Consider the following 15214-nt stretch of genomic DNA (forward strand, 5'->3'; position numbering starts at 1 on the left):
ACGGTGGCCGGCATTGCAGCCGCGACACGCAAAAGCCGTTATCATAGCCGCCTCTTTGCCAGCCTTGCCATGGACACCATGACCGAGAACGACTATCTGACCGCTTGGGGCCTCTACGCCTTCGCCGCTTTGGGCTGCCTGTTAGTGTGGTGGCGCATGACCCGCTGGGTCTGGCGCTGGCTGCGCGAGCCGCTGCAATTGCTGATGGCGGTGCTGTTACTGAGCCCGACCATCGTCGACCCGGTCAAGACCCAGTTTGCGCCGGCCGTGGCCATTACCGCCCTGGACCTGGTGCTCAAGGTCGGCAACAACGCCTGGCGGGCGATCTCCGATCTGTTCATGTACACGATGATCGTGTTTGCCCTGTACATCGTGTTTGTGCTGATCCGCTGGCCCATCGAACGCGCGGCCAGCGCTCGCCGTGAGCGCAAGGCTGCTGCAGATGCCGCCTTGGCCGCCGAGCCGGAAGACGACGAACCGTTCCGTCGCCCGGCGCCTGCTGGTGGTATGCGGGTCGAGCCGCGCCTTTAAACGTAGACTGCCCCTGCAGCGAGAGCCCTGGCATGTGTGAATTATTGGGCATGAGTGCCAACGTCCCCACCGATATCGTGTTCAGCTTTACCGGGCTGATGCAGCGCGGTGGGCGTACCGGCCCGCACCGCGACGGTTGGGGCATCGCCTTCTATGAAGGCCGTGGCCTGCGCCTGTTCCAGGACCCGGCCGCGAGCAGTGAGTCTGAAGTGGCGCTGTTGGTGCAGCGCTATCCGATCAAGAGCGAAGTGGTGATCGGCCATATCCGCCAGGCCAATGTGGGCAAGGTCAGCCTGGCCAATACCCATCCGTTCGTGCGTGAGCTGTGGGGCCGCAACTGGTGTTTTGCCCATAACGGCCAGTTGGCCGACTTCCACCCGCGCGCCACGTTTTACCGCCCGGTCGGCGATACCGACAGCGAAGCGGCCTTCTGTGACCTGCTCAACCGCGTGCGCGAAGCCTTCCCTGAGCCTGTGGACATCGAGCAAGTGCTGCCGGACCTGATCGCCGCCTGCGCCGAATACCGCAGCAAGGGCGTGTTCAACTGCTTGCTCAGCGACGGCGACTGGCTGTTTTGCTACTGCTCGACCAAACTGGCGCAGATTACCCGGCGCGCGCCGTTTGGCCCCGCACGCTTGAAAGATGTCGACGTGATCGTCGATTTTCAGGCCGAAACGACGCCCAATGACGTGGTAACCGTCATCGCCACCGAGCCTTTGACCGACAACGAAAACTGGACCCGCTATGAACCGGGCCAATGGAGCCTGTGGCGACGCGGTGAATGCGTCAGCCAGGGCGTTACCGAATAAGGAATCGACCATGTTGCTCAGCTATCTGCGGTTGGTGCTGTTTGCCATTGGCTTGTTGGTCGGCGTGCAAGTGCCGGGGTTTATCAACGATTACGCCAAGCGCGTCGAAGCCCACCTGATCGAGGCGCAGACTGGCTTGCGCGGCTTTGAGTCGACCGCGCAGCAGTTCTTCAACGGGGACATGCAAGCGCTGGTGGCGCATTACCGCGCCAGCGATGACCCGGTTTTCCAGAGCGACGCCAGCAGCCTGGGCGCGATGCTTGATCGCCAGCTTGAGTTGGACAAGCAATTCCAGGCCATGCAAGGCCCGTGGTACATCCGCGCCCTGCAAGTGGCCGTAGCCGCCGACCCGGATATCCGCCTGGAAACCTGGAATGGCTACAGCTACCAGATTCTGCTGACGCCCGAAGCCATGGGCTGGGGCTTGGGCGGGGCGATGCTGTTGTCGTTCGGCATCGAGTGCCTGTATCGCCTGATCGACTGGGTAGTGCTGGGTGGCCGGCGCTTACGCCAGAGCCGGCCGATCGAAGAGCGGGACTTGAAGGGCCTATAAGTCAGGGCCGACTCGGTCCAATGTGGGAGCTGGCTTGCCTGCGATAGCGGTGGTCCAGTCACAGATGTGCGCGTTGGCCCACCGCTATCGCAGGCAAGCCAGCTCCCACAGTTTTAATCGGGTTTATGCAGTTGCATGCGTTCTGCACCGACTTCCTCGGCATAGCGCGCCACCACCTTCTGGCACAACCCCACAATCTCCTCCACCAACTCCACCCCCACACGCCATGACACCACCACCTGCAAGTTCGGCAGGCGCTGTGCCATCGGCAGCATCACTAATTCCCCCCGCGCCAGCTCTTCACTGACCAGCACCGGCGGCAGGGCACCGATGCCGAAGCCGTCACGCAATAATCGCGTAATCGCCGACACCGAGTTCACACAGTTCATTCTGGGCGCGGCCACGCCGTTGGCCTGCATCAGACTCAGCACGTCCTGATGCGGGTGGGAGTTTTTCGAGTAGGTGATGATGCGCTCCTGAGCCAGTTCGGCGAGGGAGGCGTAGTCACGGTTGTAAATCGAGTGGCTGGCGACGATCCAGGCCATGGGATGGCTGGCCAGTTCCAGGCTGCGCACGGTTTCCAGGCGCAGCAGGTCAGTTTGCAGGATCAGGTCGAGAAAACCTTTTTGCAACTGATCGCTGAGGTTCAGCGCGGTATCGGCGACCAGCTCGATTTCCACCAGCGGGAACAGCTTCATCAGTTCTGCCACCAGCGGGCTGAGCCAGGTGTGGATCACCGTGTCCATCGCGCCGATCCGAATGCGTCCGACCTTGCTGCTGGTGGTCTCCAGGGACTGTTTCAAACCCTGCATGGTCACCATCATTTGCTCGGCATAATCGAGCACCTTCAAGCCTTCCGGGGTCAGGCTCACGCCCCGGGAGTCACGCAGGAACAGCTTCACCCCCAGCTCGCTTTCGAGCACGGCGATGCGGCTGGAAATAGAGGCCTGGGTGGTGAACAGCTTCTCGGCAGTCAGGCGAAAGCTCTTGAGCTTGGCCACCCAGACGAAGGTTTCGAGGAACTTCAAATTCATGGGATCAACTTTTTCTTATGCATGGATCGGTTTTTATTAGTTGGACGTCGCACCGGGCAAGCGCCAAAAATCGAGCCGTTCCACGATAAGCGTCGTTGGGGTGCCAGGACAAGTTGCGAGTTCTGTGTAATAAATCCCACACTACAAAAAAACAAAACCTACAGGAGCGACCACCGTGAGCCGCCTGCTACTGAACTGCGACATTGGCGAAAGCTTTGGCAACTGGACCATGGGTCTGGACGCCGAAGTCATGCCGTTCATTGATTGCGCCAACGTGGCCTGCGGTTTCCATGCTGGCGACCCGAGCATCATGCGCAAGACCGTCAGCCTGGCGTTCAAGCATGGCGTGCAAGTGGGCGCTCACCCGGCCTATCAAGACCTGCAAGGCTTTGGCCGACGGTCAATGAACTACACGCCGCAGGAAATCCAGGATCTGTTGCATTACCAGATCGGTGCGCTGGACGGCATCTGCCGGGTCCAGGGCGGACGCGTCAGCTACGTGAAACCCCACGGTGCGATGTACAACGACATGATGGCCAACCCCGCGCAGTTGCGTGCGGTGATCCAGGCCGTGGCCGCCTACGGCGACCTGCCGCTGATGCTGCTGGCTACCCGTGACAACAGCGCCGCCCAAGCTGTGGGTGACGAATACGGTGTGACCCTGTGGTTCGAAGCCTTTGCCGATCGCGCCTACGACAGCAAGGGCCATCTGGTTTCCCGCCAGTTGCCCGGCGCGGTGCACCACGACAGCGACACTATCGTGCAGCAGGCCCTGACCATTTCCCGTGGCGCGGCATTGGTCGCCAGCGACGGCAGCCCGTTGGCCTTGCAGGCCGATACCTTGTGCGTGCATGGCGACAACGCCAGCTCGGTGGCCGCGGTGCAGCGTATCCGCCAAGCGTTGCATACAGCATGAAGCCACGCATTGAAGTGGTGGCCATCGACTGCCTGATGGTGCGTCTGTTTGAGGTGATTGCCGAGGCCAACATGCCGTGGATGCTCGCTGCCACGCAGCGTTTGCGCGCAGAGTTCGGCACGGCGCTGGTGGATCTGGTGCCGTCCTACACCACCTTGATGGTGCATTACGACCTCAGGGAGCTGACCCCGACACAGGCTCGGGAGCTGATCGACCTTGCGCTCACGGACCTGCAACCCCAGGCCCAGGGCAGCGGCCAGTGCCACGTGCTGCCGGTGTGGTACGACCTGAGCGTCGGCCCGGAGTTGACCCCGTTGTCCCAGCGCAGCGGGCTGACGGTAGAGGACGTGATCCGCCGCCACAGCGCCCATGAATACCAGGTTTTCGCCCTTGGTTTCGCGCCGGGTTTTGCCTTTATGGGCCTGGTGGATGAAAGCCTCGCCACACCGCGCCTCAACACGCCGCGCAAACGCGTGGCCGCTGGCAGCGTCGGCATTGCCGAACGGCAAACTGCTGCGTACCCGGTGGTGTCCCCGGGCGGCTGGAACCTGATCGGCCGCACCCCGGCCAAACTCTTCGACCGTGAGCGCGACGGCTACAGCCTGATGCAGCCCGGCGACACGGTGCGCTTCGCCCCGGTCAGCCACACCGAATTCGTCAACCTGGGTGGCGATGACACGCCGTTGGAGGCGCTGGCATGAGCCGCTTGATGATCGAGGCCAGCACGCCGCTGTGCCTGTTGCAGGACGCCGGGCGTTTTGGCGTGCGCCACCTGGGTGTAACCCAGGGCGGCGCACTGGACTGGGTGTCGATGTCCTGGGCTAACTGGCTCTTGGGCAATGCCCTGGATGCGCCGGTGGTGGAGATCACCCTGGGTGGTTTCACCGTGCAGGCCGAGGATTATTGCCTGCTGGCACTGGCCGGTGCAGACCTGGGCGCCTATATCGATGAGCGCGCCATTAGCCCCGGTCGCAGTTTTATCCTGCAAAAGGGCCAGCGACTGCGCTTTACCCAGCCGTTCAATGGGGCACGCGCTTATCTGGCGGCGCCCGGTGGGTTCGATGCCCCGGCTGTACTTGGCAGTTGTGCCACGGTCGTGCGCGAAGCGTTGGGCGGGGTGGACGGTTTCGGCAAGGCATTGGCTGAAGGCGGGCGGTTGGCTTATTCCGGTACGGGCGGTGCAATGAAGGTGCTGGCCAAGCCGGAGTTGCAATCCGGTGCCTCACTGGACGTGATTATCGGCGCGCAGATCGGCCAGTTCAGCGGGCAGAGTTTATTCGACGCCTTCAACACCGAATGGGCGCTGGACAGCCGCGCCGACCGCATGGGTATGCGCTTGCTCGGCACGCCGTTGCAGTACCAGGGGCCGTCGTTGATTTCCGAAGGGATTCCGTTGGGCGCGATCCAGGTGCCCCCGGATGGGCAGCCGATTGTGTTGCTCAATGACCGGCAGACGATCGGCGGTTATCCGCGGTTGGGCGCGTTGACGCCTCTATCCTTGGCGCGGCTGGCGCAGTGTTTGCCGGGGGAGAAGGTGCGGTTGGCACCGGTGGTGCAGGAGGCGGCGCATCGGCAGCACACCAAGTTTTTGCAGCGGTTTGCCGATCGCTAAAAGCATCGCAGGCAAGCCAGCTCCCACATGTTGACTGCATTCCAACCTTGAAATGCAGTCAACATGTGGGAGCTGGCTTGCCTGCGATGAGGCCGGTCAAAACACCGCCTATTTCGAGAGAAAACGCATACCTTCTTCCAGCCCGCGCAGCGTCAGCGGGTACATCTGGTCCTCCACCAACTCCCGCACAATCCCCGTCGAGGCCGTATAGCCCCAGGTATCTTTCGGGTAGGGGTTAATCCATATCAGCTTCTTGTACTTGGCCATGAAGCGCTGCATCCACACATACCCCGGCTCCTCGTTCCAGTGCTCGACGCTGCCGCCGGCCTGGGTGATTTCATAGGGCGCCATGGCCGCATCGCCGATGAAGATCACTTTGTAGTCGGCGCCGTACTTGTGCAGCAGGTCCTGGGTGGACGTGCGCTCCGAAGTGCGACGCTGGTTGTTCTTCCACACTGACTCGTACACAAAGTTATGGAAGTAGAAGTACTCCAGGTGCTTGAACTCGGTCTTGCACGCCGAGAACAGCTCTTCGCAGATTTTCACGTGGGCATCCATCGAACCACCAATGTCGAACAGCAACAACAGCTTGATGGTGTTGCGCCGCTCGGGGCGCATCTGGATATTCAGCAGCCCAGCATCGCGTGCGGTGTGGTCGATGGTGCCGTCGATATCCAGCTCTTCGGCCGCACCCTGACGTGCAAACTTGCGCAGGCGGCGCAGGGCGATCTTGATGTTGCGCGTGCCCAGTTCCACCTGATCGTCGAGGTTTTTGTACTCGCGCTGATCCCAGACTTTCACCGCCTTGCCCTGGCGCTTGCCGGCGTCACCGACACGAATGCCTTCGGGGTTGTAGCCACCGGAACCGAACGGGCTGGTGCCGCCGGTGCCGATCCATTTGTTGCCGCCGGCATGGCGTTCTTTCTGTTCTTCCAGGCGCTTCTTGAATTCCTCGATCAGCTTGTCGAGGCCGCCGAGGGACTGGATCTGCGCGCGTTCTTCATCGCTCAGGGAACGTTCGAATTCCTTGCGCAGCCACTCTTCGGGGATCAGCGCCTGCAAATGGTCATCGAGTTTTTCCAGGCCATTGAAATAGGCACCGAAGGCACGGTCGAACTTGTCGAAATGCCGCTCGTCCTTGACCAGTATCGCTCGGGCCAAGTAGTAGAACTCGTCCATGTCAGCGAAGGTCACGCGCTGTTTCAGCGCGTTGATCAGGTCCAGCAGCTCGCGCACCGACACCGGCACCTTGGCCGCACGCATTTCATTGAACAGGTTGAGCAGCATCAGCGATTACCGCGGCGGCTCATGAACGCCAGCCGTTCCAGCAATTGCACATCCTGCTCGTTTTTCACCAAAGCGCCGGCCAGCGGTGGGATGGCCTTGGTCGGGTCACGCTCGCGCAGTACCGCTTCGCCAATATTGTCGGCCATCAGCAGCTTGAGCCAGTCGACCAGTTCGGACGTGGAAGGCTTCTTCTTCAGGCCCGGAACCTTACGCACATCGAAGAACACGTCCAGCGCTTCGCTGACTAGGTCTTTCTTGATGTCCGGGTAGTGCACATCCACGATTTTTTGCAGGGTGGTGCGGTCGGGGAAGGCGATGTAGTGGAAGAAGCAGCGGCGCAGGAATGCATCCGGCAGCTCTTTTTCGTTGTTGGAGGTAATGATGATGATCGGGCGCTTCTTGGCCTTGATGGTCTCGTCGATTTCGTAGACGTAGAACTCCATTTTGTCGAGTTCCTGCAACAGGTCGTTGGGGAACTCGATGTCGGCCTTGTCGATTTCGTCGATCAGCAGGATCACCCGCTCCTCGGACTCGAAGGCTTCCCAGAGCTTGCCCTTTTTCAGGTAATTGCGCACATCGTGGACCTTGTCCACGCCCAGCTGCGAGTCGCGCAGGCGGCTCACTGCGTCGTACTCGTAGAGGCCCTGATGCGCCTTGGTGGTGGACTTGATGTGCCAGGTGATCAACTTGGCGCCGAAGGACTCGGCCAGTTGCTCGGCAAGCATGGTCTTGCCAGTGCCCGGTTCGCCCTTGACCAGCAATGGCCGCTCCAGGGTGATGGCGGCGTTGACGGCCAGTTTCAGGTCATCGGTAGCCACATAGGCCTGGGTGCCTTCGAACTTCATCGGTCATTCCTCGGATTCATCAATGCCCCGACTATACCCCGCAGCCCCGGCGACTGTGAACGCAGACGGGGCATTCAGTCTCTGAATGGCGGGTCAGGCTCAATCCGCCGATGGCTTGGGTTGTTCATACCGGGCATTGAACGCCTGGATAAACCCATTGCGCAGAATTGCGATCACCGCAGAAAACGCACTGACATTCTGCTGGTGCACGCTACCGCTGAGCTCCACACGGGTGGCGAACTGGTTTTTGCGCTGGTTTTTCAGCACCGTCTCGCTGGCTCCGACCACGGCCTCCCAGATTGAGCGGAAGATATTCTTGTCCTTGTTTTCAACATCTTGTTGCCAGTCAAACACCTCTACGTCACGCAGCAGCGGCTTGATGTAGCCGGTGAGTCGGCCATTTTCAGCCTGGGCTTCGATCACCACGTCGCCCGTGCCGGCCTTGAAGTCGAACTTGCCATAGGCCGATGCAAAGTCGTTCATGCGCTTGAGTTGCAGGTCGCGGGCGCGGAAGCGGAACTCGAATTCTTCGAAATCGCTCAGCGGATCAAAGGTGGCATTGGCCTCCAGCGGCGCCTGGCCTTGCAGCAGTGCCTTGCCTTCGAAGCGGGCGTCGCGCTTGCCTTTGACATCCACCACATTGGTCAGGTTGTAGAAGCTGGCGTTGACCCCAGTGGCGTTGATATTGACCCGGGGCTTGGAGCTGAAGTTATGGAAGGCAATCTCGCCGTCTTCGATGCGCACTTCATTGAGGGTGATCGGCAGCAACTTGCGCAGTTGTTCCTGCCAGTCGGTGCCTTTACCCGTCTGGGACGCCTGCTTGTTGGCGCCGCCATCGACGAAGTTGATCTGCGGACGCACAAAATGCCCCTCGGCCACTACGGCGTGGTCGTACCAGAGTGAATGCCAGCTCACGGCGAACTCGATCAGCGGCGCCTTCACGAACGGCACCGGGACCTTGCCGTCCACCTTGACGATTTGCAAGCCGTTGATCCGGTAGGCGCCGCGCCACAGGGCCAGGTCCACATCGGCGATTTCGCCGCGGTAATCGCCCATGTTGGCGAGTTTCTCGTTCAGGTAATTGCGCACCAGGTAGGGCAGCGCGATATTCAAGGCAATCAGGACCAGCACCAGAGCGGCGATTGTCCCTAACGGCCAACTGTAACGACGTTTCATGGGGCAGTTCTCCTTGCTTGTAGGAGATTGACTGTTCTGATGAACGCAACGTTCCCCCGTCTGGACGCCCTGGAGAACGAGGCATACCCTTGGGACCTTCTTCAAAGTCGCCAACAGGATCCCTCATGAGCCGTATCTTTGCAGACAACGCGCATTCCATCGGTAACACGCCCCTGGTTCAGATCAACCGCATCGCACCGCGTGGCGTGACGATTCTGGCCAAGATCGAAGGGCGTAACCCGAGTTATTCAGTGAAGTGCCGCATTGGCGCAAGCATGATCTGGGATGCCGAAAGCAGCGGCAAGCTCAAGCCAGGCATGACCATTGTCGAGCCGACTTCCGGCAATACCGGTATCGGCCTGGCGTTTGTCGCGGCGGCCCGTGGCTATAAATTGCTGCTGACCATGCCGGCGTCCATGAGCCTTGAGCGCCGCAAAGTGCTCAAGGCCCTGGGCGCCGAGCTGGTGCTGACCGAGCCGGCCAAGGGCATGAAGGGCGCCATCGAAAAGGCCGGTGAAATCCTCGCCGGCGACCCGACCACCTACTTTATGCCGGCCCAGTTCGAAAACCCGGCCAACCCTGCGATCCATGAGAAAACCACCGGCCCGGAAATCTGGAACGACACCGACGGCGCCGTGGATGTGCTGGTGGCGGGCGTGGGGACCGGCGGCACCATCACCGGGGTGTCACGCTATATCAAGAACACTGCGGGCAAGCCGATCCTGTCGGTGGCCGTGGAACCCATGGTTTCCCCGGTGATCACCCAGGCCTTGGCGGGGGAAGAAATCAAGCCCAGCCCCCACAAGATCCAGGGTATCGGCGCCGGGTTTGTGCCAAAAAACCTCGATCTGTCGATGGTCGACCGCGTGGAGTTGGCGACCGACGAAGAGTCCAAGGCCATGGCCCTGCGCCTGATGCAGGAAGAGGGTATCTTGTGCGGTATCTCCTGCGGTGCCGCCATGGCTGTGGCAGTACGCCTGGCCGAGAAGCCGGAAATGCAAGGCAAGACCATCGTGGTGATTTTGCCGGACTCCGGCGAGCGCTACCTGTCGAGCATGTTGTTCAGCGATGTGTTTACCGACCAGGAAAACCAGGCCTGATCTTCAAAGCGGTCCCACAAGGTTGATGTAAGTCATCCGGTCGGCGTGGGCCTTCTGCATAATGGCTCAAGTGTTTATCATGGCCGGCTGTTACGTCTGGTTTCCCGTTGACGCAAGTTTGCCGGCCAGGCGCTTATTTCCAGGAGTTGCTGCATGACCTTTTCTTTGGCCGCCAAACTGTCGGTGTTGCTGCTGTTTATCGGCAGCACGCTGTATGTGCACCTGCGTGGCAAGGCCCGTTTGCCGATGCTGCGCCAGTTCGTCAACCATTCGGCGCTGTTCGCCCCGTATAACGCCTTGATGTACCTGTTTTCCGCGGTGCCGTCCAAGCCGTACCTGGACCGCAGCAAGTTCCCGGAACTGGACGTGCTCAAGGACAACTGGGAAGTGATCCGCGAAGAGGCCATGCACCTGTTCGACGAGGGCTACATCCGCGCCGCCGAAAAGAACAACGACGCCGGTTTCGGTTCGTTCTTCAAGAAAGGCTGGAAGCGCTTCTACCTCAAGTGGTACGACAAACCCCTGCCATCGGCCGAGGCGTTGTGCCCCAAGACCGTGGCGCTGGTGAGCAGCATCCCCAACGTCAAGGGCGCGATGTTCGCGCTGTTGCCGGGCGGCAGCCACCTCAACCCGCACCGCGACCCCTTCGCCGGTTCGTTGCGTTATCACCTGGGGCTGTCCACGCCGAACTCTGACGACTGCCGCATCTTCGTCGACGGCCAGGTCTACGCCTGGCGCGACGGTGAAGACGTGATGTTCGACGAAACCTACGTGCACTGGGTGAAGAACGAAACCGAGCAGACCCGCGTGATCCTGTTCTGCGACATCGAACGGCCGTTGAGCAACCGTGTGATGACCCGCGTCAACCGCTGGGTCAGCAAGCAACTGGGCCGTGCTACTGCGCCGCAGAACCTTGACGACGAACGCGTGGGCGGCATCAACCAGGCCTATGCCTGGAGCAAGACCTTCAGCGACAAGTTCAGTGGCCAGGTCAAGCAGTGGAAGCGCAAGCATCCCAAGGCGTACCGCATTGCGCGGCCGGTGCTGGCGGTGGTGGTGTTGGTGCTGTTGTGGAAGTGGTTGTTCGGCTGATTGTGATTTCTTGACTTGAAATGCAGCCAAATGTGGGAGGGGGCTTGCTCCCGATAGCGGTGGATCAGGTATAGATATTTAACCTGGCATACCGCCATCGGGAGCAAGCCCCCTCCCACATTGGTTTGCAGTGTTGCTTATGACGCGATCAACTGCCGCAATACGTAGTGCAAGATCCCACCCGCTTTGAAGTACTCCACTTCATTCAAGGTATCAATCCGGCACAGCACCTCAACCTTCTCGCTGCTGCCATCTTCCCGAGTGATCATCAACGTCAGGTTCATGCGCGGTTCGACCTCGGCATCGGTCAGCCCGAGGATGTCGATCTTCTCCTTGCCGGTGAGCTTGAGCGTCTTGCGGTTCTGGTCCAGCTTGAACTGCAACGGCAACACGCCCATGCCCACCAGGTTGGAGCGGTGGATACGCTCGAAACTCTCGGCGATCACCGCCTTGACCCCCAGCAGGTTGGTACCCTTGGCCGCCCAGTCGCGGCTGGAACCGGTGCCGTATTCCTGGCCTGCGATCACCACCAGCGGCGTGCCGGAAGCCTGGTACTTCATGGATGCATCGTAGATCGCCATTTTTTCCCCGGTGGGGATATACAACGTGTTGCCGCCTTCCTCGCCGCCCAGCATTTCATTGCGGATACGGATGTTGGCAAAGGTGCCGCGCATCATCACTTCATGGTTGCCCCGGCGCGAGCCGTAGGAGTTGAAGTCACGCGGTTCCACCCCTTGCTCGCGCAGGTAGCGTCCGGCCGGGCTGTCGGTCTTGATATTGCCGGCAGGGGAGATGTGGTCGGTGGTCACCGAATCACCGAGCAGGGCCAGGATGTTGGCGCCCTTGACGTCCTTGATCACCGGCAGCGGGCCGGCAATGTCATCGAAGAACGGTGGGTGCTGGATGTAGGTGGAGTCCTTTTGCCACACGTAGGTCGCTGCCTGCGGCACTTCAATCGCCTGCCATTGCTCGTCACCGGCGAACACCTCGGCGTATTCCTTGTGGAACATGCTGGTGCTGACCTGGGCCACCGCGTCGGCGATCTCCTGGCTGCTGGGCCATATGTCCTTCAGGTACACCGGGTTTCCGTTCTGATCGTTACCCAGCGGCTCGCTGCTGATGTCGATGCGCACAGTGCCGGCCAACGCATAGGCGACTACCAGGGGCGGCGAAGCCAGCCAGTTGGTTTTCACCAGCGGGTGCACGCGGCCTTCGAAGTTGCGGTTACCCGACAGCACCGAGGCCACAGCGAGGTCGGCCTTCTGGATGGCTTTTTCGATAGGCTCGGGCAACGGCCCGGAGTTACCGATACAGGTGGTGCAGCCGTAGCCCACCAGGTCAAAACCGAGCTTGTCGAGGTACTGGGTGAGGCCCGCGGCCTTGTAATAATCGGTGACCACCTTGGAGCCTGGGGCCAGCGAGGTCTTGACCCAAGGTTTGCGGGTCAGGCCCTTTTCCACGGCCTTTTTCGCCACCAACCCGGCCGCCATCATTACGCTGGGGTTGGAGGTGTTGGTGCAGGAGGTGATGGCGGCGATCACCACCGCGCCGTTTTTCAGGCGATAGGTGTTGCCTTCGTATTCATAATCGGCCTCACCGACCAGATCGGCGTTGCCCACGGCCACGCCGCCACCGCCTTCACTTTCCAGGCGGCCTTCTTCCTTGCTGGTGGGTTTGAATTGCAGGTCGAGGAAGTCGCTGAACGCTTGGCCGACATTCGGCAGGGATACCCGGTCTTGGGGGCGCTTGGGCCCGGCGAGGCTGGCTTCGACGCTGCCCATGTCCAGGGCCAGGGTGTCGGTGAACACCGGTTCCTGGCCGGCGTTGCGCCACAGGCCCTGGGCCTTGGTGTAGGCCTCCACCAGTTTGACCGTCTCAGCCGGGCGGCCGGACAGGCGCAGGTAGTCCAGCGTCACCTCATCCACTGGGAAAAAGCCACAGGTAGCGCCGTACTCCGGCGCCATGTTGGCGATGGTGGCGCGGTCGGCCAGGGGCAGGTCGGCCAGGCCGTCGCCGTAGAACTCGACGAACTTGCCCACTACGCCTTTCTTGCGCAGCATTTGTGTAACGGTGAGCACCAGGTCGGTGGCGGTGATGCCTTCCTTGAGCTTGCCGGTGAGCTTGAAGCCGATGACCTCCGGAATCAGCATCGACACCGGCTGGCCGAGCATGGCCGCTTCGGCTTCGATCCCACCCACGCCCCAGCCGAGTACGCCGAGGCCGTTGATCATGGTGGTATGGGAGTCGGTGCCGACCAGGGTGTCGGGGAAGGCGTACGTGCGGCCGTCTTCGTCCTTGGTCCACACGGTGCGGCCCAGGTATTCCAGGTTCACCTGGTGACAGATGCCGGTGCCAGGTGGCACGACGCTGAAGTTGTCAAAGGCGCTCTGGCCCCAGCGCAGGAAGGCGTAGCGTTCGCCGTTGCGCTGCATTTCGATGTCAACGTTCTGCTCAAAGGCGCTGGTGGTACCGAACTTGTCGACCATCACCGAGTGGTCGATCACCAGGTCCACCGGCGACAGCGGGTTGATGCGCTGCGGGTCACCGCCGGCCTTGGCCACGGCGGCGCGCATGGCGGCCAGGTCGACCACCGCGGGCACCCCGGTAAAGTCCTGCATCAGCACGCGGGCGGGGCGATACTGAATCTCGCGGTCCGACTGGCGCTCTTTGAGCCAGGCGGCGATGGCTTTGAGGTCGGTGCCGGTAACGGTCTTGGCATCTTCCCAGCGCAGCAGGTTTTCCAGCAGTACCTTGAGCGACATCGGCAGCTTGTCCAGATCACCCAGGCTCTTGGCGGCTTCGGGCAGGCTGAAGTAGTGGTAGGTCTTGCTGTCTATTTGCAGTGTCTTAAGGGTTCTCAGGCTATCAAGGGATGACATTACATGACTCCTTATGGTCCGCACGGCCACGGACCTGGCGGGACGAACAGAGCTAACACGTTAGCGCTGTTTTCATTAGCAGGCTAATAACTGGACTCTATCGCCGAGCCCAAGGTTCCGAACTCGGCTATCATGCGCGCGTTTTCATGACAGGCATTGCGATAGCGCAAGGTCAGTTGATTCACCAGGAGAGTAGATGAACACCCTTTTTATGCACTGCCGCCCGGGTTTTGAAGGCGAAGTCTGTTCCGAGATCGCGGAACACGCCGCGCGCCTGAACGTGTCCGGCTACGCCAAGGCCAAGACCGGCAGCGCCTGCGCCGAATTTGTCTGCACGGAAGAAGACGGCGCCCAGCGCTTGATGCACGGCCAGCGCTTCGCCGAGCTGATCTTCCCAAGGCAGTGGGCACGCGGGGTGTTTATCGACCTGCCGGAAACCGACCGCATCAGCGTGATCCTTACCCACCTGCGCGACTTCCCGGTGTGCGGCAGCCTGTGGTTGGAAATGGTCGACACCAATGACGGCAAGGAACTCTCCAACTTTTGCAAAAAATTCGAAGTGCACCTGCGCAAAGCCCTGCTGGGCGCCGGCAAGCTGGTGGACGACCCGAGCAAGCCGCGCCTGTTGCTGACCTTCAAGAGCGGCCGCGAAGTGTTCATGGGGCTGGCCGAGTCGAACAACTCGGCAATGTGGCCGATGGGCATCCCGCGCCTCAAGTTCCCGCGTGACGCGCCCAGCCGCTCGACCTTGAAGCTGGAAGAGGCCTGGCATCACTTTATCCCCCGTGACCAGTGGGACGAGCGCCTGCACGGTGATATGACCGGCGTCGACCTCGGCGCAGCGCCGGGCGGTTGGACCTGGCAACTGGTCAACCGTGGCATGCTGGTCACCGCCATCGACAACGGCCCCATGGCCGAAAGCCTGATGGACACCGGCCTGGTGCAACACTTGATGGCTGACGGCTTCACCTTTGTGCCCAAGCAGCCGGTGGACTGGATGGTCTGCGATATCGTCGAGAAGCCTGCGCGCAACGCGGCGCTGCTGGAAACCTGGATCGGCGAGGGGCATTGCCGTGAGGCGGTGGTCAACCTGAAGTTGCCGATGAAGCAGCGTTACGCCGAAGTGAAGCGCCTGCTCGAACGCATCGAAGAGGGCTTCAAGGCGCGTGGCATACGGGTGGAAATCGGTTGCAAGCAGCTGTACCACGACCGAGAGGAAGTGACGTGCCACTTGCGTCGTCTGATAGACGTAAAGAAATCCAAAAGCCGCTGATATTAATTGTGGGAGCTGCCTTGCCTGCGAAAGCGGTATAACAGTCAAAATCTATGTTGAATGTGCCCACGTCATCGCGGGCAAGCCCACTCCCACATAAGAGCGGG

The 15214-nt window shown here is 60.9% G+C and carries 14 protein-coding genes; 9 read left to right on the forward strand and 5 right to left on the reverse strand.

Annotated elements, in window-relative coordinates; translation table 11 throughout:
* Positions 1-3 precede the first annotated feature (3 nt).
* The 3 genes from J1G33_RS18985 to J1G33_RS18995 are packed head-to-tail and all read left to right on the forward strand — an operon-like array spanning position 4 to position 1893.
* Complete coding sequence (locus J1G33_RS18985; RefSeq protein WP_032877234.1) at positions 4-531, forward strand: MFS transporter; 528 nt, start codon at positions 4-6, stop codon at positions 529-531.
* A gap of 32 nt (positions 532-563) precedes the next feature.
* Positions 564-1340, forward strand: coding sequence for a class II glutamine amidotransferase (locus J1G33_RS18990; protein WP_032877233.1), 777 nt, complete (start codon positions 564-566; stop codon positions 1338-1340).
* A gap of 10 nt (positions 1341-1350) precedes the next feature.
* Positions 1351-1893: a DUF2937 family protein gene (locus J1G33_RS18995; protein ID WP_005786113.1), complete on the forward strand. Its 543-nt coding sequence runs from the start codon at positions 1351-1353 to the stop codon at positions 1891-1893.
* A 113-nt stretch (positions 1894-2006) separates the two neighbouring features.
* On the opposite strand, the gene J1G33_RS19000 is transcribed toward J1G33_RS18995, so the two are convergent.
* Positions 2007-2927, reverse strand: a complete 921-nt coding sequence (locus J1G33_RS19000; RefSeq protein ID WP_005786115.1) for a LysR family transcriptional regulator — start codon at positions 2925-2927, stop codon at positions 2007-2009.
* A gap of 175 nt (positions 2928-3102) precedes the next feature.
* On the opposite strand from J1G33_RS19000, the gene J1G33_RS19005 reads away from it, so the two are divergent.
* The 3 genes from J1G33_RS19005 to J1G33_RS19015 are packed head-to-tail and all read left to right on the forward strand — an operon-like array spanning position 3103 to position 5455.
* A complete protein-coding gene (locus J1G33_RS19005) occupies positions 3103-3843 on the forward strand; it encodes a 5-oxoprolinase subunit PxpA (protein ID WP_032877232.1) in 741 nt (246 codons plus the stop codon).
* A complete protein-coding gene (gene pxpB, locus J1G33_RS19010) occupies positions 3840-4544 on the forward strand; it encodes a 5-oxoprolinase subunit PxpB (protein ID WP_223018542.1) in 705 nt (234 codons plus the stop codon). Before J1G33_RS19005 ends, pxpB begins: the two co-directional genes overlap by 4 nt.
* Entirely contained in the window at positions 4541-5455 is a 915-nt protein-coding gene (locus J1G33_RS19015) for a biotin-dependent carboxyltransferase family protein (RefSeq protein WP_148852356.1), read from the forward strand. The genes pxpB and J1G33_RS19015 overlap by 4 nt, the downstream gene beginning before the upstream one ends.
* 108 nt (positions 5456-5563) lie before the next feature.
* Here J1G33_RS19015 and J1G33_RS19020 read toward each other — a convergent pair whose 3' ends face one another.
* The 3 genes from J1G33_RS19020 to J1G33_RS19030 form a co-directional block, all read right to left on the reverse strand.
* Positions 5564-6742, reverse strand: coding sequence for a VWA domain-containing protein (locus J1G33_RS19020; RefSeq protein ID WP_003189625.1), 1179 nt, complete (start codon positions 6740-6742; stop codon positions 5564-5566).
* Positions 6742-7587: a MoxR family ATPase gene (locus J1G33_RS19025; RefSeq protein WP_003210690.1), complete on the reverse strand. Its 846-nt coding sequence runs from the start codon at positions 7585-7587 to the stop codon at positions 6742-6744. Before J1G33_RS19025 ends, J1G33_RS19020 begins: the two co-directional genes overlap by 1 nt.
* 99 nt (positions 7588-7686) lie before the next feature.
* A complete protein-coding gene (locus tag J1G33_RS19030) occupies positions 7687-8763 on the reverse strand; it encodes a DUF748 domain-containing protein (protein WP_043046513.1) in 1077 nt (358 codons plus the stop codon).
* Between the two features lie 125 nt (positions 8764-8888).
* Here J1G33_RS19030 and cysK point away from each other — a divergent pair, with 125 nt between their 5' ends.
* Positions 8889-9863 carry a cysteine synthase A gene (gene cysK / locus J1G33_RS19035; RefSeq protein WP_032877228.1) on the forward strand — a complete coding sequence of 325 codons (975 nt, stop codon included), beginning with the start codon at positions 8889-8891 and terminating at the stop codon, positions 9861-9863.
* A gap of 153 nt (positions 9864-10016) precedes the next feature.
* Positions 10017-10955 carry an aspartyl/asparaginyl beta-hydroxylase domain-containing protein gene (locus tag J1G33_RS19040; protein WP_032877227.1) on the forward strand — a complete coding sequence of 313 codons (939 nt, stop codon included), beginning with the start codon at positions 10017-10019 and terminating at the stop codon, positions 10953-10955.
* Positions 10956-11092: 137 nt separating this feature from the next.
* On the opposite strand, the gene acnA is transcribed toward J1G33_RS19040, so the two are convergent.
* Positions 11093-13834, reverse strand: a complete 2742-nt coding sequence (gene acnA, locus J1G33_RS19045; RefSeq protein WP_223018543.1) for an aconitate hydratase AcnA — start codon at positions 13832-13834, stop codon at positions 11093-11095.
* A 196-nt stretch (positions 13835-14030) separates the two neighbouring features.
* On the opposite strand from acnA, the gene rlmM reads away from it, so the two are divergent.
* Positions 14031-15107, forward strand: a complete 1077-nt coding sequence (gene rlmM / locus J1G33_RS19050; protein WP_032877225.1) for a 23S rRNA (cytidine(2498)-2'-O)-methyltransferase RlmM — start codon at positions 14031-14033, stop codon at positions 15105-15107.
* Positions 15108-15214 lie beyond the last annotated feature (107 nt).

The organism is Pseudomonas sp. P867 (genome assembly GCF_019891455.1).
GTDB classification, from domain to species: Bacteria; Pseudomonadota; Gammaproteobacteria; order Pseudomonadales; family Pseudomonadaceae; genus Aquipseudomonas; species Aquipseudomonas synxantha_A.

Bases quoted from the DNA above. Each gene is read 5' to 3' on its own strand.
- J1G33_RS19020 (WP_003189625.1), bottom strand. From the start codon at position 6,742: ATGCTGCTCAACCTGTTCAATGAAATGCGTGCGGCCAAGGTGCCGGTG.
- rlmM (WP_032877225.1), top strand. From the start codon at position 14,031: ATGAACACCCTTTTTATGCACTGCCGCCCGGGTTTTGAAGGCGAAGTC.
- pxpB (WP_223018542.1), top strand. From the start codon at position 3,840: ATGAAGCCACGCATTGAAGTGGTGGCCATCGACTGCCTGATGGTGCGT.
- J1G33_RS19040 (WP_032877227.1), top strand. From the start codon at position 10,017: ATGACCTTTTCTTTGGCCGCCAAACTGTCGGTGTTGCTGCTGTTTATC.
- J1G33_RS18990 (WP_032877233.1), top strand. From the start codon at position 564: ATGTGTGAATTATTGGGCATGAGTGCCAACGTCCCCACCGATATCGTG.
- acnA (WP_223018543.1), bottom strand. From the start codon at position 13,834: ATGTCATCCCTTGATAGCCTGAGAACCCTTAAGACACTGCAAATAGAC.
- J1G33_RS19000 (WP_005786115.1), bottom strand. From the start codon at position 2,927: ATGAATTTGAAGTTCCTCGAAACCTTCGTCTGGGTGGCCAAGCTCAAG.
- J1G33_RS19015 (WP_148852356.1), top strand. From the start codon at position 4,541: ATGAGCCGCTTGATGATCGAGGCCAGCACGCCGCTGTGCCTGTTGCAG.
- J1G33_RS18995 (WP_005786113.1), top strand. From the start codon at position 1,351: ATGTTGCTCAGCTATCTGCGGTTGGTGCTGTTTGCCATTGGCTTGTTG.
- cysK (WP_032877228.1), top strand. From the start codon at position 8,889: ATGAGCCGTATCTTTGCAGACAACGCGCATTCCATCGGTAACACGCCC.
- J1G33_RS19025 (WP_003210690.1), bottom strand. From the start codon at position 7,587: ATGAAGTTCGAAGGCACCCAGGCCTATGTGGCTACCGATGACCTGAAA.
- J1G33_RS19030 (WP_043046513.1), bottom strand. From the start codon at position 8,763: ATGAAACGTCGTTACAGTTGGCCGTTAGGGACAATCGCCGCTCTGGTG.